The 19,973-nt window shown below is 70.2% G+C and carries 22 protein-coding genes; 9 read left to right on the top strand and 13 right to left on the bottom strand.

What is annotated here, in order from left to right; translation table 11 throughout:
- Positions 1-4 precede the first annotated feature (4 nt).
- Together IEZ15_RS02950 and IEZ15_RS02945 are read right to left on the bottom strand one after the other, a co-directional pair.
- Positions 5-388: a DUF6269 family protein gene (locus IEZ15_RS02950; protein ID WP_189273882.1), complete on the bottom strand. Its 384-nt coding sequence runs from the start codon at positions 386-388 to the stop codon at positions 5-7.
- 229 nt (positions 389-617) lie between these two features.
- Complete coding sequence (locus IEZ15_RS02945; RefSeq protein WP_189273880.1) at positions 618-905, bottom strand: hypothetical protein; 288 nt, start codon at positions 903-905, stop codon at positions 618-620.
- A gap of 108 nt (positions 906-1,013) precedes the next feature.
- Between IEZ15_RS02945 and IEZ15_RS02940 the strand changes: the two genes are divergently transcribed.
- From IEZ15_RS02940 to IEZ15_RS02925, 4 genes are all read left to right on the top strand, one after another.
- Positions 1,014-1,427, top strand: a complete 414-nt coding sequence (locus IEZ15_RS02940; protein WP_229845699.1) for a hypothetical protein — start codon at positions 1,014-1,016, stop codon at positions 1,425-1,427.
- A gap of 237 nt (positions 1,428-1,664) precedes the next feature.
- A complete protein-coding gene (locus IEZ15_RS02935; RefSeq protein ID WP_189273878.1) occupies positions 1,665-2,924 on the top strand; it encodes a L,D-transpeptidase in 1,260 nt (419 codons plus the stop codon).
- Positions 2,925-3,090: 166 nt separating this feature from the next.
- A complete protein-coding gene (locus IEZ15_RS02930; protein ID WP_189273876.1) occupies positions 3,091-4,548 on the top strand; it encodes an ABC transporter permease in 1,458 nt (485 codons plus the stop codon).
- Between the two features lie 45 nt (positions 4,549-4,593).
- Positions 4,594-5,277 carry an ABC transporter ATP-binding protein gene (locus tag IEZ15_RS02925; RefSeq protein WP_114246319.1) on the top strand — a complete coding sequence of 228 codons (684 nt, stop codon included), beginning with the start codon at positions 4,594-4,596 and terminating at the stop codon, positions 5,275-5,277.
- Between the two features lie 123 nt (positions 5,278-5,400).
- On the opposite strand, the gene IEZ15_RS02920 is transcribed toward IEZ15_RS02925, so the two are convergent.
- Positions 5,401-5,847, bottom strand: coding sequence for an RDD family protein (locus tag IEZ15_RS02920; RefSeq protein WP_114249264.1), 447 nt, complete (start codon positions 5,845-5,847; stop codon positions 5,401-5,403).
- Positions 5,848-6,107: 260 nt separating this feature from the next.
- Here IEZ15_RS02920 and IEZ15_RS02915 point away from each other — a divergent pair, with 260 nt between their 5' ends.
- Positions 6,108-6,620, top strand: a complete 513-nt coding sequence (locus IEZ15_RS02915) for a hypothetical protein (RefSeq protein WP_189273873.1) — start codon at positions 6,108-6,110, stop codon at positions 6,618-6,620.
- Between the two features lie 15 nt (positions 6,621-6,635).
- Here the strand turns inward: IEZ15_RS02915 and IEZ15_RS02910 are convergent, their stop codons facing one another.
- On the bottom strand, positions 6,636-8,216 hold the full coding sequence (locus tag IEZ15_RS02910) for a DUF8823 domain-containing protein (protein WP_189273988.1): 1,581 nt from the start codon (positions 8,214-8,216) through the stop codon (positions 6,636-6,638).
- A gap of 241 nt (positions 8,217-8,457) precedes the next feature.
- Here IEZ15_RS02910 and IEZ15_RS02905 point away from each other — a divergent pair, with 241 nt between their 5' ends.
- Positions 8,458-8,628 (top strand): hypothetical protein, encoded by a 171-nt coding sequence (locus IEZ15_RS02905; protein ID WP_189273871.1) that lies wholly within the window; start codon positions 8,458-8,460, stop codon positions 8,626-8,628.
- 204 nt (positions 8,629-8,832) lie between these two features.
- A complete protein-coding gene (gene gdhA, locus IEZ15_RS02900; protein WP_189273868.1) occupies positions 8,833-10,170 on the top strand; it encodes an NADP-specific glutamate dehydrogenase in 1,338 nt (445 codons plus the stop codon).
- 385 nt (positions 10,171-10,555) lie between these two features.
- Here the strand turns inward: gdhA and IEZ15_RS02895 are convergent, their stop codons facing one another.
- A complete protein-coding gene (locus IEZ15_RS02895) occupies positions 10,556-11,590 on the bottom strand; it encodes a phage baseplate protein (protein ID WP_229845698.1) in 1,035 nt (344 codons plus the stop codon).
- 102 nt (positions 11,591-11,692) lie between these two features.
- Here IEZ15_RS02895 and IEZ15_RS02890 point away from each other — a divergent pair, with 102 nt between their 5' ends.
- Complete coding sequence (locus tag IEZ15_RS02890; RefSeq protein WP_189273866.1) at positions 11,693-11,887, top strand: hypothetical protein; 195 nt, start codon at positions 11,693-11,695, stop codon at positions 11,885-11,887.
- An 86-nt stretch (positions 11,888-11,973) separates the two neighbouring features.
- Here IEZ15_RS02890 and msrA read toward each other — a convergent pair whose 3' ends face one another.
- The 4 genes from msrA to IEZ15_RS02870 all read right to left on the bottom strand — a co-directional run bounded on the left by msrA (position 11,974) and on the right by IEZ15_RS02870 (position 17,035).
- Complete coding sequence (gene msrA / locus IEZ15_RS02885) at positions 11,974-12,639, bottom strand: peptide-methionine (S)-S-oxide reductase MsrA (RefSeq protein WP_189273864.1); 666 nt, start codon at positions 12,637-12,639, stop codon at positions 11,974-11,976.
- A 90-nt stretch (positions 12,640-12,729) separates the two neighbouring features.
- Positions 12,730-13,827, bottom strand: a complete 1,098-nt coding sequence (locus IEZ15_RS02880; protein ID WP_189273862.1) for a hypothetical protein — start codon at positions 13,825-13,827, stop codon at positions 12,730-12,732.
- 92 nt (positions 13,828-13,919) lie between these two features.
- A complete protein-coding gene (locus IEZ15_RS02875) occupies positions 13,920-15,524 on the bottom strand; it encodes a M48 family metallopeptidase (protein ID WP_189273861.1) in 1,605 nt (534 codons plus the stop codon).
- Positions 15,525-15,931: 407 nt separating this feature from the next.
- Positions 15,932-17,035 (bottom strand): hypothetical protein, encoded by a 1,104-nt coding sequence (locus tag IEZ15_RS02870; protein ID WP_189273860.1) that lies wholly within the window; start codon positions 17,033-17,035, stop codon positions 15,932-15,934.
- 68 nt (positions 17,036-17,103) lie between these two features.
- Here IEZ15_RS02870 and IEZ15_RS02865 point away from each other — a divergent pair, with 68 nt between their 5' ends.
- The gene (locus tag IEZ15_RS02865) at positions 17,104-18,249 is read left to right on the top strand and encodes a cystathionine gamma-synthase (RefSeq protein ID WP_093900087.1); all 1,146 of its coding nucleotides are present in this window, start codon (positions 17,104-17,106) and stop codon (positions 18,247-18,249) included.
- 64 nt (positions 18,250-18,313) lie between these two features.
- Here IEZ15_RS02865 and IEZ15_RS02860 read toward each other — a convergent pair whose 3' ends face one another.
- The 4 genes from IEZ15_RS02860 to IEZ15_RS02845 all read right to left on the bottom strand — a co-directional run bounded on the left by IEZ15_RS02860 (position 18,314) and on the right by IEZ15_RS02845 (position 19,930).
- Complete coding sequence (locus tag IEZ15_RS02860; protein ID WP_114246326.1) at positions 18,314-18,505, bottom strand: DUF1059 domain-containing protein; 192 nt, start codon at positions 18,503-18,505, stop codon at positions 18,314-18,316.
- Between the two features lie 64 nt (positions 18,506-18,569).
- Positions 18,570-18,821, bottom strand: coding sequence for a hypothetical protein (locus tag IEZ15_RS02855; RefSeq protein WP_189273859.1), 252 nt, complete (start codon positions 18,819-18,821; stop codon positions 18,570-18,572).
- Entirely contained in the window at positions 18,818-19,312 is a 495-nt protein-coding gene (locus tag IEZ15_RS02850) for a sigma factor-like helix-turn-helix DNA-binding protein (protein WP_114246328.1), read from the bottom strand. The genes IEZ15_RS02855 and IEZ15_RS02850 overlap by 4 nt, the downstream gene beginning before the upstream one ends.
- 87 nt (positions 19,313-19,399) lie before the next feature.
- The gene (locus IEZ15_RS02845) at positions 19,400-19,930 is read right to left on the bottom strand and encodes a MarR family winged helix-turn-helix transcriptional regulator (RefSeq protein WP_114246329.1); all 531 of its coding nucleotides are present in this window, start codon (positions 19,928-19,930) and stop codon (positions 19,400-19,402) included.
- Positions 19,931-19,973 lie beyond the last annotated feature (43 nt).

Below are 19,973 nucleotides of genomic sequence, written 5' to 3'. Positions count from 1 at the left end.
GCGGTCAGCCGCAACCGCCCGCGTGCCCCTCGTCGAGGCCGAACGACACCATGGCGTCCCCGTCGCCGGGGTGCGGCAGCAGCGAACAGCTCAGGGAGTCGATGTAGGCGGCCAGCAGATTGCTCCACCGGGTGCTGGAGCCGATGTCCCGTCGGCCGAGAAGTCCCGAGGTGCTGACGGCGGTCTCGGGCCCGCCGAAGCCGTCCTGCTGCACAAGGTCCCTGATGGCGTCCTTGGTGGTCGCCTCGTCGGAGACGCTCTGGTTGTTCAGGACGGCCATCAGATTCATACCCCCCTGGTCCATCCAGGACGTGATCTCCTTCTCCAGTTCCGCCAGCAGCTCGTCGCTGTCGCGGCCGTCGGCATCATGGGGCGTCCTGTCGCTCATAACCGCCTCCCTCGTCATCACGGATCCGATCGGTCAGTGCCGGAACATGATCCGGGAAGCATCTATGAATCCCCTATGGCGAGCGGCCTCGACGGCGTCGGAGCCGAGTCCGGTCCGCCGAAGGACGCACGGGGACGCCCGACAGCCCGTCGCACCGTTGTGCACGCGCATCGCCATGTACTGGCATAGGCACACGGCGTGATCCCGGCTGGTAGGACCCACAGAAAATTCAGACGGACAGGGCGTCGGCGCGGCGTGCCGAGTAGGTGACGAACGCTGCGCCGATGCCCAGGAACGCCGTGCCGCCGATCAGATACGGGGTGGTGTCGACCCCGGTCCCGGTGTCCGCGAGCCTCGGACCGGCCGCGGTGTCCACGGCGGCAGTCACCCGTCGGCTCTGTGCGCCCGGCGTGCCGGCCGACTCGTCCGTCGCATTGGCGGACGGTACGAACCACAGGGCGGCCAGCAACGTGCCCGCAGCGGTGGCGGTCAGAAGCGGGCGGAGAGCAGCGGCCACGGAATCGATCCCCCTTGTCACAGCCGTGAGTTAGGCCTGTACGCCGATGCTAGTGAAAGCAGCGGGTCGCAGGAAAGTCGCGAGGGCGGGGAGCTTACGCTCCGGCATATGAGCACTTCTGAGACATCACGGTTTGTTCGACTTCAGGTCGAAATGGTGCTGGAGATCACGGACCCCGCCGCCCTCAGCGGTACCGCACTGGAGTCCATCGCCGCCGAGTACGGGGAGCCCGGCGGCGAGTCCGCCGAGGAACGCATGCAGGCCGAGGCGGCCGTACGGGAGGACGGAGCGGAGGCCCTCGCCTCCCTCATCGATCCGTTCGACCTGGTCAGCGAGGTGCCGGGGGTCGAGCTCACCCAGGCGTCCTGGAGCAGCGAGAGCGTCGACTACGACCCGGACGCCCCGGACGACTGGGACCTCGACGACGAGGACGACGAGGGGGGCGACGGCGACGTCCCGCACAATGGTGAGGACGACGGCGAGCACAGCGGCGCGAGCGGCGGTGCGGAGCGGCGGATCTAGCAGGCGGTGAGCCACGGCCCCGGCCCGCTTTCCGCGTACCGGGGCCGTCGTGCGTACCGGCCGTGTATACGTGACCGGCACCGGGAACCACCGCCGACGCGGATGCGTCGATGAGTGTTGTTCCCCACATCTCTCTTGGATGTGGAACGGAAGACCCCTTCCATGGGTTCTAGGAACATTGACGGGTTTCGCCGGTCGTCGGCGGCTCTGCTCGGGGTTTTTGGGGATTAGGCAACGATGGAGAAACGTGTGATGACGGACAGCAAGCGGCGCAAGGGCCTGATGGCCGCGTCCGCACTGCTCGGTGGCGTTCTGGTGCTCACTGCCTGTAACGACAACGGCGCGAGCGCCGAGGGCTCGAAGAAGTCGCAGGCGGCCGAGGTCGACAAGGCAGCCGCCCAGGACGCGTCGGAGGCGCAGATCACCATCGCGCCGAAGAACGGTGCGACCAACGCGAGCATCAACAACGACGCCAAGGTCACCGTCACCAAGGGCACGCTGTCCCAGGTCACCATGACCACGTCGGCCGGTGCGACCGTCAAGGGCACGCTCGCCGCCGACGGCAAGAGCTGGAAGCCGGACGTCCAGCTGGAGCGCTCGACCACCTACAAGATCAATGCGGCGGCCAAGGACTCCAAGGGCCGCGAGGCGCACGAGAACTCCTCGTTCACCACCGTGTCGCCCGCCAACAGCTTCATAGGCAACTTCACGCCCGAGGACGGCTCCACCGTCGGCGTCGGCATGCCGGTCTCGATCAACTTCAACAAGCCGATCACGGACAAGAAGGCCGTCCAGGACGCAATCACCGTGTCGTCCAGCAGCGGTCAGGAAGTCGTCGGCCACTGGTTCAACTCGCAGCGTCTCGACCTGCGCCCCGAGCAGTACTGGCAGGGCGGCTCCACCGTCACGCTGAAGCTCGCGCTGGACGGCGTCGAGGGCGCGGACGGCGTCTTCGGTGTGCAGCAGAAGACGGTCACCTTCAAGGTCGGCCGCAACCAGGTCTCGACGGTCGACGCCAACACGAAGATGATGACCGTCACCCAGGACGGCAAGACGATCAAGACCATCCCGATCTCTTCCGGCTCCTCCGCCAACCCCACGTACAACGGGCAGATGGTGATCTCCGAGAAGTTCAAGGAGACCCGGATGAACGGCGCGACGGTCGGCTTCACCGACTCCGACGGCAAGGGCGAGTACGACATCAAGGACGTGCCGCACGCCATGCGGCTGTCCACCTCGGGCACCTTCATCCACGGCAACTACTGGGGCGCGCGGTCGATCTTCGGCAGCGCCAACACCAGCCACGGCTGTGTCGGCCTCGCCGACGTGAAGGGCGCGAACGACGCCAACCAGCCCGCCGCCTGGTTCTACAACAACTCCCTCGTCGGCGACGTGGTCATCGTCAAGAACTCCCCGGACAAGACCATCACCCCCGACAACGGCCTCAACGGCTGGAACATGAGCTGGGCCCAGTGGACGGCGGGCTCCCAGGCCTGACCCGCACGCACCTCCCCTCCCGCAGTACCGAATCCCCGTACGCAGGCGGCGGCACCCGGATCCCCTCGGATCCGCGGCGCCGCCGCCTGTGGCGTTCGCAGGCGTTCTCATCCGGCTCTTACCGTGGCCTTATCTCACCATCACGCCCCGTCCCTAGCCTCGCGCCATGTTCTTCACCTACCTCCGGCGCGAGCTGCGCCGCCGCAGAAAGGCGGCGCTGGTCGTCGCCTCGGGACTGGCCCTGGGCATCGCGCTGGTCATCATCGTCAGCTCGGTCTCCTCCGGCATGAGCAAGGCCCAGGACAAGGTCCTGGAATCGCTGTACGGCCTCGGTACGGACATGACGGTCACCAAGGCCGCCGCCGCTCCCGGTTCCGGCAGCGGGCGCCCGAAGTTCGAGTTCGACGCCAAGGGCAACGACGACGACTCGAACCAGAGCAGCGACCGGGTCCTGGTCCAGGGCTTCCAGACGCTGGCCTCCTCCACCGTCGACACGATCGGCAAGCAGGACGGGGTAGCGGACGCCGTCGGCGGACTCAGCCTGAACGTCATGAAGGTCGACGGCCAGTTCAAGCGCGGCGAGTTCCGGCAGGAGGGCGGCCCGGCCCAGGGCGGCCCGAGCGGCCCCGGCGGAGAGGGCGGCAGCACACAGCCGCAGGGCGAGGTGAGGGGCGGCGGCGCCTCCTTCGACGTCAACTCCTACACCGTGTACGGCACCGACGTCACCGAGCAGGCCCTCGGCCCGCTGACCTCGTCGAAGATCACCAAGGGGCGTACGTTCAAGGCGTCCGAGACCGACGCCGAGGTCGCCGTCGTGGACTCCGCGTACGCCAAGGAGAAGAAGCTCGCGGTCGGCAAGACCGTGACCATCCACGGCACCGAGTTCACGATCGTCGGGGTCTCGACCGCCGACAGCGGTGACGCCGCCGCCAACCTCTACATCCCGCTGAAGCAGGCGCAGACGCTCGCCGACTCGAAGAACAAGGTCACCACGGTCTATGTGAAGGCCTCGGACTCGCAGCAGATCGACCACGTCAAGTCCACCATCCAGAAGAACGTCTCCGGTACGACCGTCACCACCTCCGCCGATCTCGCCGACACCGTCTCCGGCTCCCTCTCCACCGCCTCCGACCTGGCCTCCGGCGTCGGCAAATGGCTGTCGATCGCGGTCCTGACCGCCGCCTTCCTGGTGGCCGGCCTGCTCACCTCCTCGGCGGTCAGCCGCCGGGTACGAGAGTTCGGCACCCTCAAGGCGCTCGGCTGGAAGAGCGGCCGGGTCACCCGCCAGGTCGTCGGCGAGGCACTCGTCAACGGACTGCTGGGCGGAGTACTCGGCATCGCCGTCGGTCTCGCCGGTGCGTACGTCGTGACCGCCGTCAGCCCCACCCTCACCGCACAACTCGGCTCCTCGGGCGTCGGCATGGGCGGCGGCCGGTTCATGGGCGGACCGGGCGGGCCGAGCGCGTCCAGGACGCTCGATGTCGCGCTGACCGCACCCGTCTCGCTCTCCACCATCCTGATCGCCGTCGCGCTGGCCGTGGCGGGCGGGCTGATCGCCGGTGCGTTCGGCGGCTGGCGGGCCTCCCGGCTGCGCCCCGCCGACGCCCTGCGCCGCGTCGAATAGCCCACCCGGCGTCCCACCCCACTTTGTTCCAGCAGGAGTTGACCCATGTACACACTCAGAGACGTCACCAAGCGCTATACGCGCGGCAAGACCACCGTCCACGCGCTCGACGGTGTCGATCTGACCATCGAGGACGGCGGCCGGCTGGTCATCCAGGGCCCCACCGGCGGTGGCAAGTCCACGCTGCTGCAGATGCTCGGCGGCCTCGACCGCCCCACGAGCGGTAGCGTCGAACTCGACGGTGTGGACCTCGCGAAGCTCAGCGAGGCCAGGCTCACCACAGTGCGCGCGCAGAACATCGGCTTCGTCTTCCAGAGCTTCAACCTCATCCCGACGCTCACCGCCCAGGAGAACGTCGAGACCGCACTCGTACCGCTCGGCGGCAAGGCGGCCGAACGGCGCAGGCGGGCCGCCGAGGCACTGGACTCCGTCGGACTCGGTGAACGGCTCGGGCATCTGCCCGGCGAGATGTCCGGGGGCCAGCAGCAGCGCGTGGCGATCGCGCGGGCCCTGGTCAAGCAGCCGAAGGTGCTGCTCGCCGACGAACCCACCGGCAACCTCGACGAGTCGATGCGCGACGAGGTCATGGAGGTACTGGAGACCATGTGGAAGGAGCACGGCCTGACCTTCATCATGGTCACGCACGACAGCGCCATCGCCCGGCGTGCGCCACGGCTGGCGACGATTCGCAAGGGCAGGGTCACGATCACGGAGAACGCGGCGGCCTGAGGAAGGACGTGCGGGGCGCCGGCCGTCCGGCGGGCGCCCCGCTGTCGACCGGTGGCAGCGGTTCGGCCGGTCAGGCCGTCGGTGGTGGTCCGGTACGTCTGCCGCAGGTGGCGCGGCCCGGCCTCAGCGGTGTCCGGCTGCGGCATGCCGGTGAGCGATGAGGTCGCTGTGGCGGACCTGGCGCAGGCCCACCGGATCGTCGTTCCCGCTGCTCCAGAAGGCGCTGAGGGCAAGGACGCCGGGGCCCGCGAGGTACGAGCGCAGGGCGTACCAGGGTTGCAGCGGCAGCCGGCACAGTCCGTACAACCAGCGCCGCACCAGCCGGCAGGGCCCCGGGCGCCCGGCGTCGGGCAGTCCGATCACCCGTATCCCCATGATCAGTTTGCCCGCGCCGCCCCCGGCGATCGCGGTGAGGACCACCTGGTTGAGGAACGAGAACGCGAGCGTCGGGCCGAGCAGCAGACCGACGGTCTCGGGGATGCCGGCCGTGTGCACATGCGGCCGGGCCAGTAAGCCGCCGGTGACCAGGCAGAGGTAGCAGTCGAGGCCGACGGCGAGATAGCGGCGCATGTCGCCCACGCGCGGTGGGATTCGGGGCGCGGCGCGCTGCCCGGGGACGGGCGGGAGAGCCGGATGGGCGTACGGTCCGGCGGGTCCCGGGTACCCCGGTCCGGGCGGTGTGCGGACGGCCGGTAAGGCCGGCCCGGAACAGCTTCGGTTACGTCTGTGCCCCGGCGACGTGGTCATGACGGCATCATGTCCGATTACCCGTCACCGTGTGCCCGGGACCGCTCTCCTGCCGCCCCGTACGCCGCATTAATCTCGCAGTCATGACCGCCGCCATCACCGCCATGATCACCGCAGTAGTCGGGGTGCTCGGCACCCTCTTCTCCCCGTTTCTCGCACAGCGGCTGACCGTACGCCAGCGCGCCGAAGAGGCCCGACTGGTCGGTGAGCAGCGGAAGTTCGAGGAGCGGCGTGCCCAGTACACGGCCATGAACCGGGCCTCCCGGCAGTTCCACACACTCCTCAAGGACGCCCTGCACCGCATCCGCGACGACGTCTACACCGAGCAGGAACGTGCCCAGCTCGAAGAGGCCCGCCTCGACCACCGCGACCGCTACGCCGAGGCTCAGATGATCGTCCCCGAACGGATACTGCAGGCGTCCCGCGACCTCAACCGGGTCCTCGCCGCCGGTGACGCCGCCATCAAACGCCTCGACCGGGGCCTCGCCCGTGACGGCGAGAGCGTCGAACGGGCCCTGGAGGACCTGAGAGCGGCCGACCCCTGCCTCGACACGATGCGGGAACTGATGCGTCAGGACCTCGGAGTCACCGACTGAACCGCGGCCTCGGCGTCACCACTGACTGCCGAGCAGCGTCCGCCGGCAAGCCCCGGACGGCCACAGCCGGTAGTGCGAGTCCAGCCGGTACTCGCCGCCCCGTTCCACCGTGAGCTGCGTCCACTCGCCGTCCTGCCGTACGCACCCGCCGCCATCGGCCCGCAGCCAGGGCGAGTACGCGATCCGTACCGTCACCGATCCGGCGGCGGGCATCCGTACCACCAGCGAGGCGTCGTCCCCGCGTACGACGGTGCCCGGCGCGGAGACCAGCGGGACGGCGTCCCGCACCCGGTAGATCCGCCACCCCGCGTCCTGCCACACCGGCTCCAGCCAGTCGGTCCCGCGCCGGACGATCTCCGCCTCCGCCACGGCCGGGCCGTCCGGCCTGCCGTTGTGCAGCACCACGAGACCCACGCCCCACCGGTCCAGCCAGGCGCGGTACGCCGCCGGGGTCGGCTTTCCCCCGTAGAAAAGCCGCCCGCGCTCCACGTCGAGCTGCCGGTTCCAGCCGCGCGCCATGTTCACATGCGGCGCGAGCACGGACGCCTCCCGGTGGTTTCGGGCCGGTACGACCTCCACCCGGGTCCGTTCGGCACCGAGCCGTCGCAGCTCGGCGACCACACCGTCGGTGTGCGCCGCCCAGGTGGGCACGGTGGTGGAGACCCGCAGATCGTCATCGGTCTTGTCGACCAGCCAGCCGGTGTTGAACGCCAGCATCCCGACGAGCACGACCGCCCGCACCCGCGGCAGCAGTCCGCCCCGCGCCCAGCCCGCCAGGGCGGCCGGTGCCGCCGCGAGCAGCACGGGCGGACCGGCCACCCCCACCAGCCGCTCCACATTCGTCCCGATGGGCGAGGGGATCAGGAAAGTCAGGACGACACCGGCCGCGTACACCACGCTCGCGAACCGGACCACCCGCCAGCCGCCCTCGCGCGGCGCCGCGAGCCACAGGACCGCGCAGGCGGCCAACGGCATCCACAACTTCCCCGGAGCCATCGGCTGCTCGCCCGTGAACGGAAACAGCAATGTCGTCGCCGCCACCACCACGAACGGCGGCACGAGGAGCACGGCCGCCCGCCGCCACTGCCGGTCGAGCCCGTACGCCGCACCCGCCACCACCAGGAACAGCCCCGCCACCGGACTCGCCGCCGTCGCCAGCGCCGCGCAGCCCGCGGCGACACCCGCACGGTGTCGTACGTACAACAGCGCGGCCAGCCCGATCGCCACGCCCATTGCGAACGTGGTACGCCCGGACGCGACATTGCACCAGAGCACCAACGACCCCAGCACCGAGACCGCGACCGGCCACCGCACCCCGGTCCGCACACAGAGCCGCCCCAGCGCCCACGACCCGCAGAGCCCGGCGGCGACGGTGACGGCCCGCACCCCGAACACCGCCATGAGCGGCGGCGTCAGCAGGCTGTAGTTGGCGGTGTGCGTTCCTCCGTACCAGGAGAGGTTGTACGCGGACCCCGGATGCCGGGACGCGAACCCGGCCCAGGCGAACTGCGCCGCCAGATCACCGCCGCCGGTGGCCAGCACCAGCGCCCACACGAGGTACAACGGCACGACGACCAGCACCGCGAGACCCGGCACCCACCACCGCGCCGAGTCCGGATCCGTGACCGCTCGGCGCACGCGGGCGCCGACCCGCTCGTCTCCCCGCTCGCGCGTCGCAGCTCTCTCGGTGATCCCCACCTCGCAAACCCTAGCGGGACCGTTGGAACCGCATGATGGTTCAGCTGGCTACACCACGGATGTGGGGGACCGGTCCCTCGTGACGGCGGATACGCGCCGGGAGAATGGATCCATCACCCGACAACGGAAGGCGAAGCTCATGAAAGCACTGCTCTGGATCGTGCTCTGCGCGGCGATCGCCGCGAATGTCTCCCTGAACTTCTTCATGGACGACAGCGGTCTGCACATCGCGCTGAGCGTCGTCTCCGGCGTGGTCGTCCTCGCGTCCGGAGCGCGGCTGTGGATGCTGCGCCGCCCGGCGGAGTCGTAGACCCGGCCCAGAATACGGACGCGGTGAACGATTTTCCGGGGCCATTGGGACAATCGATGTGCCACAACGGTTCTGTACGTCGCTTCCGTGAGCCGCAGAGCGTGCGATGTCTGGGCGACGCCCTCAATGGGGAGGGGGACCGCTGGTGCCCCCGGGACGGGGCACCCACGCGCGCGATGCCGACCCACGGAAGGTATGACCCACATGAGTGTCATCGAGCCGCTGTACGCGGAGATTCTCCGCCGCAACCAGGGTGAGAAGGAATTCCATCAGGCGGTACGGGAGGTCCTGGAGACCCTCGGCCCGGTCCTCGAACAGCGGCCCGAGTTCGTGGACGCCCGGATCATCGAGCGCATCTGCGAGCCGGAGCGCCAGCTCATCTTCCGGGTGCCGTGGTCCGACGACTCCGGCGACATCCATGTGAACCGCGGCTTCCGGGTCGAGTTCAGCAGTTCGCTCGGACCGTACAAGGGAGGGCTGCGCTTCCACCCCTCGGTCAACCTCGGCATCGTGAAGTTCCTCGGCTTCGAGCAGATCTTCAAGAACGCGCTCACCGGCATGCCCATCGGCGGCGGCAAGGGCGGCGCCGACTTCGACCCGAAGGGCCGCTCCGACGCCGAGATCATGCGGTTCTGCCAGTCGTTCATGACCGAACTCCACCGTCACCTCGGCGAGTACACCGATGTCCCCGCCGGTGACATCGGCGTCGGCGGCCGCGAGATCGGCTACCTGTTCGGCCAGTACAAGCGGATCACCAACCGTTACGAGTCCGGCGTACTCACCGGAAAGGGCCTCGGCTGGGGCGGCGCCCAGGCGCGCACCGAGGCGACCGGCTACGGCTGCGTCCTGTTCACCGCCGAGATGCTCCGCAGCCGCGGCGAGTCCCTAGACGGCCAGCGCGTCGCCGTGTCGGGCTCGGGCAATGTCGCGATCTACGCGATCGAGAAGGCCCAGCAGCTCGGCGCGACCGTGGTGACCTGCTCCGACTCCGACGGGTACGTCGTGGACGAGAAGGGCATCGACCTCGCCCTGCTCAAGGAGATCAAGGAGGCCGGCCGTGGCCGCGTCTCCGACTACGCGGAGCGCCGCGGCGAACACGTCAGGTTCGTCCCCGGCACCGGCCTCTGGAACGTCCCCTGCGATGTGGCCCTGCCCTGCGCCACCCAGAACGAACTCCACGAGGCCGACGCCCTGGCCCTCGTACGCAACGGCGTGAAGGCGGTCGCCGAGGGCGCCAACATGCCCACCACCCCGGAGGCCGTACGCATCCTCCAGGACGCGGGCGTCGCCTTCGCCCCCGGCAAGGCGGCCAACGCGGGCGGCGTGGCCACCAGCGCCCTGGAGATGCAGCAGAACGCCTCACGCGACTCCTGGACGTTCGCCCACACCGAGGAGCGGCTCGCGGAGATCATGCGCCACATCCACGACTCCTGCCACACGGTCGCGGAGCGTTACGGCAGCCCGGGCAACTACGTGGTGGGTGCCAACATCGCCGGCTTCGAACTGGTCGCGGACGCGATGCTCGCCCAGGGGCTCATCTGATCCGGCCGATCCGACGCCACACCGGCCCGGCCGCCCTCCGCGGCCGGGCCGCTGTCACGTCAGGCAGCCGGCGCTCCGCGCTGCGGTGTGCGGCGCCGAAGGGTCTTTGCCAGGGCCGTGTTCACGACCACGACGACGCCGAAGAACGCCGCCGCTGCGTGCCATTGGTGGACGAGGAGTCAGTACTCCAGCCGTAGATCGTGATCTTCCCGGTGTGGTGGCCCGCCGTTGGTAGTGGCAGGCGCGGGCGCGGCCTTGGTGGTGGCGTCGCCGGAACGACCAGTCGCGCCGGTGGACGGCGTCGTGCACCGGCTGGGTGAGGTGCTGCATCTCGTCATGTCGCCCGGCATCCCGACGGATGCCGGGCGTTCGCCCCACCCGTCGGTCAGGCGGAGAACTCACTCTTGTAGAAGACGCTTGACTCGAAGGTATCCGGTTCGGTCGATGTGATCTTCGAGGAGTAGCCGAAGGCGAGCCTGGGCGCTCCGTTGAGCCGCCAGATGGCGATTCCCTGGGCCTCGCGGCCGGGGAGGGACTCGCCGGCGTTCGTGAGGAACTTCTCGACATAGCTCGACCCGGTGTCGTTCAGGTCGAGGGTGACGAGATAGGAGGAGCGGTTCGGGCCGCCGAAGATGAGATATGCGTAGCGGCCGCAGGAGGTGATGCCTTGGAAGGAGTCGGCGTCGGTCAGCCCCAGCTCCTGGTTGGTCGGGATCGCCCGCTCGGTCAGGCGATAGCCGTCGCTCAACCGCCCGGCCACGGCGTCGGCGAGGGTGAAGACGGCGATGCGCCAGGGGCGAGTGGCGCTCCCTGAGTGGTAGCGGAAGAGCACGCGGTCGTAGTGCGTGTCGATCGCCGGCCGCGGGCTGTGGGCGAAGCTGGAGACCGTAGGGGTTCGGTTGTAGATGGAGGAGGACGTCGTCTCCAGTGTCCCGTCATCGACCCAGCGGAAGCGGGCGATCCGGGTACCGGCGTCGTTGACCGAGTGGCTTTCGATCCATATGTAGGGCGAGTTGCCCGCACCGGCCGTCTCCACGCCCATCGACGAGCCGTGGCCGAAGCCGTGGATGGCCATCGTGCTCAGGACTTTGCCGAACAGGTCCGTCTTGCTCAGCCACAGATCACCGGTGTCGCTGCCCACCTTGTGCTGGGCGAAGTAAATGTTTTCGTTGACACTGTCGTAGGCGAACGACTGCATCGCCCAGTTGGGCTGATGGAGCGTCTGGCGCAAGACGGGATTGCCACCCGCCCCCGGCAGATAGAACTTCGGCGAATCGGGTACTGCCGCATACGCCGGACTTGCTGCAAGCAGCGAGCCGCCGCCGAGCACCGCCGCCCCCGCGGCCAGCTTGATGCCGCCGGTAAGCAGGCTTCTGCGGCTGTGCGTTGGGCGGGCTGCGCTCTCTAAGGGGTCAGTCACGTCGTCACCTCTCCATCGACAACAGGGCCGAGCGGCGAATCTAGCAGTCGGCCCAACAGCGTTGCCAGGAACTGTTGTTGATCATGTGCAGCAGGTCGCAGCGTGGACCCCGCCCGCCGGCAGTCCGGATTCGAGGCTCTGATGGACCGGATCGCGAACCGGTTCGCACGGGTCGAACCGCGTTGCCGGGCCCAGGACTTCATCCTGGGCCTGCTGTCGGACCTGCCCGCGCAGGAACTGCCGACCCGCTCGCCGAGCGGGCCGGACACGCCAACCCGGACGGGCTGCGACACCTGATGCCGGACGGGGCTCGCTGCGGGCCGTCGGATGAGCCCTGGCCACCAGCTGGTCAGGGCTCACACTGTGCAGACTCTTCGCGTCTGTCACTCTCCTGCTGGAGCGATCCCCACCGGGCAGGAGACCCCCGTCCCGCCGATCCCGCAGTACCCCGCCGGGTTCTTGTCGAGGTACTGCTGGTGGTATCCCTCGGCCGGCCAGAACGTGCGGCCCTCCGCCGGGAGGATCTCCGTGGTGATCTCGCCGTACCCGGAGCCCGTGAGGACCTTCTGGTACGCCTCGCGGGAGGCTGCCACTGCCGCCTCCTGCTCGGGGGAGTGGGTGTAGATCGCCGAGCGGTACTGCGTGCCCACGTCATTGCCCTGGCGGAAGCCCTGGGTCGGGTCGTGGGACTCCCAGAACAGCTTCAGCAGCTCGGCGTACGAGACGGTCTTCGGGTCGAATACGACCCTGACCGCCTCCGTGTGGCCGGTCAGGCCCGAGCAGACCTCTTCGTACGCGGGGTTCTCGGTGTAGCCGCCCTGGTAGCCGACGAGCGTCGTCCAGACGCCGTCCGTCTGCCAGAACTTGCGCTCGGCACCCCAGAAACAGCCCAGCGCGAAGTCCGCAATCTCCAGACCCTCCGGGTACGGGCCCAGCAGCGGGTTGCCGAGGACCGTGTGGCGGGACGGGACGGTGAATTCGGGGGCGGGGCGGCCCTTGAGGGCCTCCTCGGCGGTGGGGAGCTGGGGGGTACGGCGATGCAGGAACATGCGGGGGCTCCTCCGGGGGCTGGCGTTCACGGTCCGTACAACGCGGTGCGGGCGCCGGAGATTCCGGCGTCCGCACCGCGTACGTGACGGTCAGTTGCCGTTCGCCTCCACGACCCGCCGGGCGCTGTAGCCGCGGCATTGGACGTAGTACTTCTTCGGATCCCTGAAGTACGACCACGGGGCGCCGCCGTCGAAGTGGCCGTCGATCGCCCGGAACTGCTCCACCGCCGCCTCGTACCGGTCCTGCCAGTACAGCGTCCAGGCGAGCATGTGGCGGGCCCGGAGGATCCGCCGGTCTCCGGGGTCGGCCGCCACGGCGGCGGCCACGTCGACCAGACAGACGTCCGCCGCGGCGATCAGCTCCGGGCTCTTGTAGTACACATCCTCATCCGCGTTCCGGTCGGCCCGCTCCTGCTTGAAGGCGGCGTACAGCGGGAGCAGCGAGAGCAGCCGGCCAGGGGCGCCCTGCCGCGCCGCCTCGCGTGCGAAATACGCGGCCGGCGCGTGCGAGCCGGGCCACTTGTGGCACCAGTACCGGAGTACCGCGTCGTGGGCCGCGAGGTGGGGGGCGTCGCGTTCGACGACCTCCGCCCACAGGTCATGGCACTCGCCGGGATCGTAGACGAGGCCCAGGGCGCAGGGGATCTCGGCGATGTACGGACACGGGTCGTCGCCCGCCAGCTCCTGGGCCTCGTGGCACGCCTCGCGGGCCCTGACCATCACCTGGTGGAAGACGCAGGACTGCTCCCACGTGGGGCGCCGCGTCGGCTTCGTACCGTGGACCTGCGCGGCGACGCCGGTCAACGCACCGGCGTGCACGAGGGCCGCACCCGCGTCCTTCGGCCGCGCGGCGCGCCAGGCCAGCAGCCAGGCGTCGTCGGCCGCGGCCTCGTCCTGGAGGACGGCGGCGCGCCGGTATCGCTCCTGCCAGTCCCGGCCCGCTTCGTCGAGGAAGGCGGCGCCCGCCCGCCAGTCGCCGGAGCGGACGGTGGCGCGTATCTCCTCGTCGCGCGGGTCGGGGGCGCAGGCGTCCGCGGTGTCGAGTCCGTCGGGCGGTACCAGGCCGAGTTCCGCGGCGGCCTCCGGCGGGCCGGGAGTGCTCCGCGCGGTCTGCGACGGCTTCTTCCGGGCCTTTGCCCAGAGGTACCCGCCCAGAGCGGCGGCCGACAGGAGCAGCAGGGGTGTCATGGAAAGTCCCGGTCCGGGTCGCAAGCGGGTAAGGCGGTCAGGGGGTTGTGAGTTGCTGTCGGCGGGTTCACATGGGTGGGTCCAGGACTCACTCATGCACACTGGCCAGGAACGGTGAGCAGTTCGCGCAGCAACTTCGTGTCCGGGACATCCGCCACCGTCGCGTCCAGCGCCACCGGAAGCATCTCCTCGTGGCCCCGCGGCAACTCCAGCGACGTGTCGTCGTCGATCCAGGACAGTCGCCAGCGGGCCCGCCCCTGCCGCACGTACTCGCTCACGACCAGTTGCCTCAGCCCGTCGCGCAGCTTGGGCCTGGCGAACTCGCGGGCCGCGCGTCCGGTCGCCGCTCGGGCCTCGTCGGACTTGGGGAGGCGGTCGGCGATCTGCCACTGTGCGCCCGCGTCGAGCGCGTCGAGCGCGTCGGTCACCGAGCCGTCGCCGCCGGTCACCTCGGCGACCGCCGTGCTGAACTTCTGCGCCGACCACTTCCCGTATGTCGTCATCGACTCGTGCACCAGGTCCGGCCAGTCGACGCGGCGCAGCCGCAGCATCTGAGGTGTCAGCACCTGCTCCTCGGCAGCGGCCAGCGTGCGCTCGGTGTCGACGAGCAGGCCCAGGGCCGGTTCCACGGGCTCCGACGCGCGCCCGTCGTCCGGCAGCGCCTCGATCCGGGCGATACGTTCCGTGACCGACGGATGCGTGTAAGGGGCGGACGGTTCGAACGGCATGGAGTCGCGCATCTCCTCCAGCTCGTCCTTGCGCGCGGCCAGCACATGCCGTAGGCCGCCGAGGACCTGGCCGGGCGGGGGCAGCATCCCGGCCGCCACGCCGAGCGTGGCGTAGGTGTCCATGTAGTCCTCGTGCATGTCGAGGAGGACCTGGGTTTCGAGCAGTGCGGACGCGGTCACGTCACGGCCCGCGATCCGCACCGCGGCGGCGTCGGCCGCGAACTCCGCGCAGCGGGTGTCGGACAGAGTGATGCGCCTGGAGAAAAGCGCGTACCGCTGGTACAGCGCCGCCATCCTGCGGAGCGAGGTACCGGCGTCGCTCGGGTCGATCTTCTTGGCCTTCTTGCCCTTGGCGAGCGCCTTGGCGGCCTTCTTCTCCTGGCGTGCCCGCTCCGTGGCGACGGCCTTGCCCACCCACTCCTGGAAGTGGGTGATGGTGCGGGCGGTCTGGATCCGGCCGCGTGTGTTGATTGCGGTGAGGCGGGTGTCGGAGTTGGCGAAATGGCTGATCTCGTGCGCGAGCACGGAACGCAGCTGGGCCTCGGACAGGCCGGCCATCAGCGGCAGCCCGACGAGGAGTCGGCGTCGGCCGGCGAACAGACCGAGGAACCTGGTGTCCTCGACGGCCGAGGCGTCCACCTGGTCGGTGAGCACGATCTCGTCGGGTGTGCGGGTGCCGACCCGGTCGGCGAGGTCGCGGACCATGGCCCAGAGCCGGGGTTGCCGGGTGTCGTCGACGTGCAGTCCACGCACATCGTCGTCCTTCGGTATGCGCGGTACGAACATGCCTCGCACGATCGGGAGCGCCAGCACGGAGGTGCGTGCGAGAACCATCACGGCGACGGGGATCCACGTCCAGCGGAACGCGGCCCAGTCGAGGACGCAGAGGACGGAGAGCAGGAGGATGCCCAGCAGGTAGAAGCCGGCGAACAGAGCAATGGCGCGGAGGGCACGCAGAGTTGGGCTCATCGGACGGATTCCCCCACGGGAAGGGGACGGGTGGCGGTGATGGTGGTGCGCGTGGGGAATCGGAGTATGGCGTCCCGCGGTCGGGCGCGGCAACGCGATATGCGGGCAGCCCGGGACCGGGGCCGTGTCGCCCTGGCCGTCGCCCGGAGAACGGGCGACGGGCGACGGGCGACCGCCCCGGTGGTGTCACCGGTCCGCTGCCCCCGACGTCACCGCTATGCCGCTCCGGTGTCACCGGGCCGCTGCCCCGGCGGTGTCACCGGTCCGCCGCCGGGCAGCCGTGGGCCGTCGGGCGGTCGCCCGGGCAGCGCCTCGGCAGCGGGTGCCGGGGCTCGCGGCCACCGCGGCAGCGCGTGGCGGGACTCTGTCGTTCGCCGACAGCGAGTGCCGGGCCCCGGGGCTCAGGACTACCGCGGCAGCGTCGCCGGGCTGCCGCCGTTCGCCTCGTAGCCGGCGACGGCCAGTGCCCGGTAGACCGTGTACTCGGCGGCCGGGTCGGGGCTCTGGGTCCACGGCAGCGCGCCCACATGGCCGTCGATGTGGACGAGCTGGTTCATCGCCTCCGACCAGCGCTCCATCCGGACCAGGAACAGCACCAGCAGATGGCGCACGTGCGCGAGCATCGGATCGTCGGCGCGGGCCGCGTGCACCGCGAACAGTGCGCCCTCGACCGCCTTGGTCACCACCGCGCTCCGGTAGAAGCCCTGCACGAGATTGACCTCGGGCAGATGCTCGTACACCGCGAAGAGCGGCAGCGCGGCCAGCAGTGAGCCCTGCGGGGCGCGGGCGGCGGCCGTGGTGGCGAAGCGGTCGGCCTCCTCGCGGGAGCCGTGCCACTTCTCGCACCAGTAGTGCAGCGCGGCGATGTGCGCGCCCATGTGCGCCGGGGCCCGGTCGATCACCTTCGCCCAGAGCCGGTCGAACTCCTCGTGCGAGTAACCGAGTCCACGGGCGACCGCCAGCTCGACGAGGTACGGAACGGGGTCGCCCGGTGCCAGCAGGGCCGCCTCGCCGCAGACCGTACGCGCCTCCTCCAGGATGATCCGGAAGTCGTCCGTCCCCGCGGTCGACGAACGCCACGCCTGCTGCACCAGGAATTCGGCGTGCACCGCCGCACCGCCCGCGTCCTTCGGCGCATCGGCCCGCCACTTGCGCAGCCACGAACCACCGACACCGGGCTGCTGCGCCAGCTCCAGCGAGGCGGCGCCGGCGAACGCCTGCACCCGCTGCCACCGCACCTCGCCCTCCTTGGGCGTACCGGCCAGCAACTGCGAAGCCGCCCGCCAGTCCTGGGAACGCTGCACGACATCGAGCACATCGAGAAGATCCTGGTCCGGGCCCGGCAGCCGGATGTCCAGCTCCTCCTGGCGCACGAAGCCGTAGGTGTCCGGATCGGCGGCGTCCGGAGATCCGGGAGCGACCTGACGGATACCGCCGCGGCGGCGCAGCACGAAGGGGCCGATGACCGCGGCGAGCATGCACAGTGCGATCAGGAACCAGAGAATCTCCATACCCCCATTGTCACCGGACGGCCCGGTAGCCCTGTGGGCGCCCTCGCGACGAACTACGCTCGGGCCCCATGAGCGACCAGCACAGCTTCGAGACTCTCGCGATCCACGCGGGAAACACCGCCGATCCCCTCACCGGCGCCGTTGTTCCGCCCATCTATCAGGTGTCCACGTACAAGCAGGACGGCGTGGGCGGACTGCGCGGCGGCTACGAGTACAGCCGCAGCGCCAACCCGACCCGTACCGCCCTGGAGGACAACCTCGCGGCCCTGGAGGGCGGCCGCCGCGGACTCGCCTTCGCCTCCGGCCTCGCCGCCGAGGACTGCCTGCTCCGTACGCTGCTCACCCCCGGCGACCATGTGGTCATCCCGAACGACGCCTACGGCGGCACGTTCCGGCTGTTCGCGAAGGTCGTCTCGCGGTGGGGCGTCGACTTCTCCGTCGCCGACACCTCGGACGTGACGGCGGTACGGGCGGCGATCACTCCGCGCACCAAGGCGATCTGGGTGGAGACCCCGTCCAACCCGCTGCTCGGCATCACCGACATCGCCGCGATCGCCGGTGTGGCCCGCGCGGCGGGTGCGCGACTGGTCGTCGACAACACCTTCGCCAGCCCCTACCTCCAGCAGCCCCTCGCCCTGGGCGCCGATGTCGTGGTGCACTCCACCACGAAGTACATGGGCGGCCACTCGGACGTCGTCGGCGGTGCGCTGATCGTCAACGACCCGGAACTGGCCGAGGAGTTGGCGTACCACCAGAACGCGATGGGCGCGGTCGCCGGACCGTTCGACGCCTGGCTGGTGCTGCGCGGCATCAAGACCCTCGCGGTCCGCATGGACCGGCACAGCGAGAACGCCACGAAGATCGCCGATCTGCTGACCCGGCACCCCAAGGTCACCCAGGTCCTCTACCCGGGGCTGCCCGAGCACCCGGGCCACGAGGTCGCCGCCAAGCAGATGAAGGCCTTCGGCGGCATGGTGTCCTTCCGCGTCGTGGGCGGCGAGGACGCGGCGGTCCACGTCTGCAACCGGGCGAAGCTGTTCACCCTCGGTGAGTCCCTGGGCGGCGTCGAGTCCCTCGTGGAGCACCCCGGCCGCATGACGCACGCCTCGGCGGCCGGCTCCCCGCTCGAGGTGCCCGCCGACCTCGTCCGGCTCTCCGTCGGCATCGAGTCCGCCGACGACCTGATCGCCGATCTGACGCAGGCGCTCGGCTAGAGGCTCTCGGGGCCGGACAGAGGCGGGCGGGCTCGATCGTTCGGGCCCGGCCGCCCTCGGAACCTCAGACGCCGGCCTTCTCGTCGTCCAGCGACGCCCGGATCTGTTCGCGCAGTTCCGGGCTGTCGGTGTGTTCATGCACGGAAACCGCGTGCTCCGCCGCGGCCCTCACGACTTCCTCTTCCTCGCCGGAGATGGTGAGCGAGCAGTTCGTGACGCTCGGATACTTGCGGCAGTCGGCGACTTTCCTGGTCATCACAGCCTCCTCGGCCGGTTCCCCGTGACGCCTCGTTCCAGGATAGTTCGCCCCGGACCGGCCCTCACCAGCCGCCCAGCGGCGGTGTCGTCTCGGTGGGAGGCGGTTGCCACGGCTGCGCCGCCACCGCCCACACCGTGAAGGCGACCACCGCGGCGAGCGCCACCAGCTGCACCAGCCTGCGGGCGAAACGACGCCGGCGCAGCAGCCGGCCGCCGCGCTCCGTCGCCCGCTGTGCCAGATCGGCGGGCACCTGCGGATGCGGACCGTCCAGCATGCGCCGGACCTCGTCCTCGCGGTTGCTGCTGCGGCTCATGGCGAGACCCCCAGCGGCCGTTGCAACCCCCACCGCGCCGTGGGCCGGCGAGTGCCGCGCATCGTGGCCACCGAACGGTTGCAGATCGCCCGGATCCGCTCCACCGGAACCCCGAGCAGCGCCGCGGCCTGCTCCTCCGCGACGCCCTCGTACAGCCGCAGCACGAGAACGAGACGCTCCTGCGGCGTCAGCCGGTCCAGCAGCCCGCCGCGCGGCCGGTGGTGCCGCCAGACCTCGTGGGCGAACCGGATGGCCAGCTCCCGCCGGGTGCGGTCGTACGGGTCCTCGCCGCGCAGCCGTCCCCACTGTGCGTACGTGCGTGCCAGCGCGGCCGTGAGCATCCGCTGGGCCCGGGGGTTCGCTCCGGGCGGCTGCATGGGCTCGGTGGTCAGCAGCGTGGCCGTGTGCAGCAGTCGGCCGGCCGCGCCCGCCACGAAGGTCTCGAACTCCTGGGCGCGGCGCCGCTCCCGGCCCGCCTGGCGCTCTCGCACAGTCCTCATCCGAGCCGTTGCCGGGCTCATGGTCAAGAGGTGTGCGCCCGACAGTCTGCGCAGCACCGTCGGGTGCTGTCGCTCCCGCTAGCCGGCCGGGGGCGCCTGGGGCGAGGTCTGGCGGGCGGCCAGTGCCAGATTGAACCGGGTGAGCAGCGTGCAGAACGTCTCGCGCTCCTCGGCCGTCCAGTCGTCCGTCACCTGTGTCATGAGCTCGCGCCGGGATTCACGGACCTCGTCCAGCCGTGCCTGGCCGCGCGGCGACAGCTGGAGCACGACGGCACGGCCGTCCTCCGGGTGCGAGGTGCGCTTGACCAGACCGGTGTCGACGAGGGGTGCGACCTGCCGGGTCACGGTCGAGGAGTCGATCCCCATGCCTGCGGCCAGTGCCTTGACGCCCATCGGGCCTTCCCGGTCCAGCCGGTTGAGCAGCAGATAGGCGGCCCGGTCCATGGAATTACGCACCTGGCCGACACCGCCGAGGCGGGTCTGCTCGGCACGGCGGGCGAATACCGCGACCTGGTGCTGCAGCGCATCGAGGACGTGGTCGGAACCCGTGGGTTCGGGGGTGGCGCCCCCGGAAGGAGACGCAGCTGTCGTCATGTCCTGAGGGGGCATGGCCGGGGGCTCTCTTCGTGCGGTGTCGGATGGGTGGGGGACA

The organism is Streptomyces atratus, assembly GCF_014648655.1.
Taxonomy (GTDB): domain Bacteria; phylum Actinomycetota; class Actinomycetes; order Streptomycetales; family Streptomycetaceae; genus Streptomyces; species Streptomyces atratus.
The sequence above is the reverse complement of the archived record's forward strand: the minus strand, read 5'-3'. Positions and strand labels throughout refer to the sequence as shown.

Excerpts from the sequence above, each read along its gene's own strand:
- IEZ15_RS02950 (WP_189273882.1), bottom strand. The coding sequence starts at position 388 with ATGAGCGACAGGACGCCCCATGATGCCGACGGCCGCGACAGCGACGAG.
- IEZ15_RS02940 (WP_229845699.1), top strand. The coding sequence starts at position 1,014 with ATGAGCACTTCTGAGACATCACGGTTTGTTCGACTTCAGGTCGAAATG.
- IEZ15_RS02935 (WP_189273878.1), top strand. The coding sequence starts at position 1,665 with ATGGAGAAACGTGTGATGACGGACAGCAAGCGGCGCAAGGGCCTGATG.
- IEZ15_RS02930 (WP_189273876.1), top strand. The coding sequence starts at position 3,091 with ATGTTCTTCACCTACCTCCGGCGCGAGCTGCGCCGCCGCAGAAAGGCG.
- IEZ15_RS02925 (WP_114246319.1), top strand. The coding sequence starts at position 4,594 with ATGTACACACTCAGAGACGTCACCAAGCGCTATACGCGCGGCAAGACC.
- IEZ15_RS02920 (WP_114249264.1), bottom strand. The coding sequence starts at position 5,847 with ATGCGCCGCTATCTCGCCGTCGGCCTCGACTGCTACCTCTGCCTGGTC.
- IEZ15_RS02915 (WP_189273873.1), top strand. The coding sequence starts at position 6,108 with ATGACCGCCGCCATCACCGCCATGATCACCGCAGTAGTCGGGGTGCTC.
- IEZ15_RS02905 (WP_189273871.1), top strand. The coding sequence starts at position 8,458 with ATGAAAGCACTGCTCTGGATCGTGCTCTGCGCGGCGATCGCCGCGAAT.
- gdhA (WP_189273868.1), top strand. The coding sequence starts at position 8,833 with ATGAGTGTCATCGAGCCGCTGTACGCGGAGATTCTCCGCCGCAACCAG.
- msrA (WP_189273864.1), bottom strand. The coding sequence starts at position 12,639 with ATGTTCCTGCATCGCCGTACCCCCCAGCTCCCCACCGCCGAGGAGGCC.
- IEZ15_RS02880 (WP_189273862.1), bottom strand. The coding sequence starts at position 13,827 with ATGACACCCCTGCTGCTCCTGTCGGCCGCCGCTCTGGGCGGGTACCTC.
- IEZ15_RS02875 (WP_189273861.1), bottom strand. The coding sequence starts at position 15,524 with ATGAGCCCAACTCTGCGTGCCCTCCGCGCCATTGCTCTGTTCGCCGGC.
- IEZ15_RS02870 (WP_189273860.1), bottom strand. The coding sequence starts at position 17,035 with ATGGAGATTCTCTGGTTCCTGATCGCACTGTGCATGCTCGCCGCGGTC.
- IEZ15_RS02865 (WP_093900087.1), top strand. The coding sequence starts at position 17,104 with ATGAGCGACCAGCACAGCTTCGAGACTCTCGCGATCCACGCGGGAAAC.
- IEZ15_RS02860 (WP_114246326.1), bottom strand. The coding sequence starts at position 18,505 with ATGACCAGGAAAGTCGCCGACTGCCGCAAGTATCCGAGCGTCACGAAC.
- IEZ15_RS02855 (WP_189273859.1), bottom strand. The coding sequence starts at position 18,821 with ATGAGCCGCAGCAGCAACCGCGAGGACGAGGTCCGGCGCATGCTGGAC.
- IEZ15_RS02845 (WP_114246329.1), bottom strand. The coding sequence starts at position 19,930 with ATGCCCCCTCAGGACATGACGACAGCTGCGTCTCCTTCCGGGGGCGCC.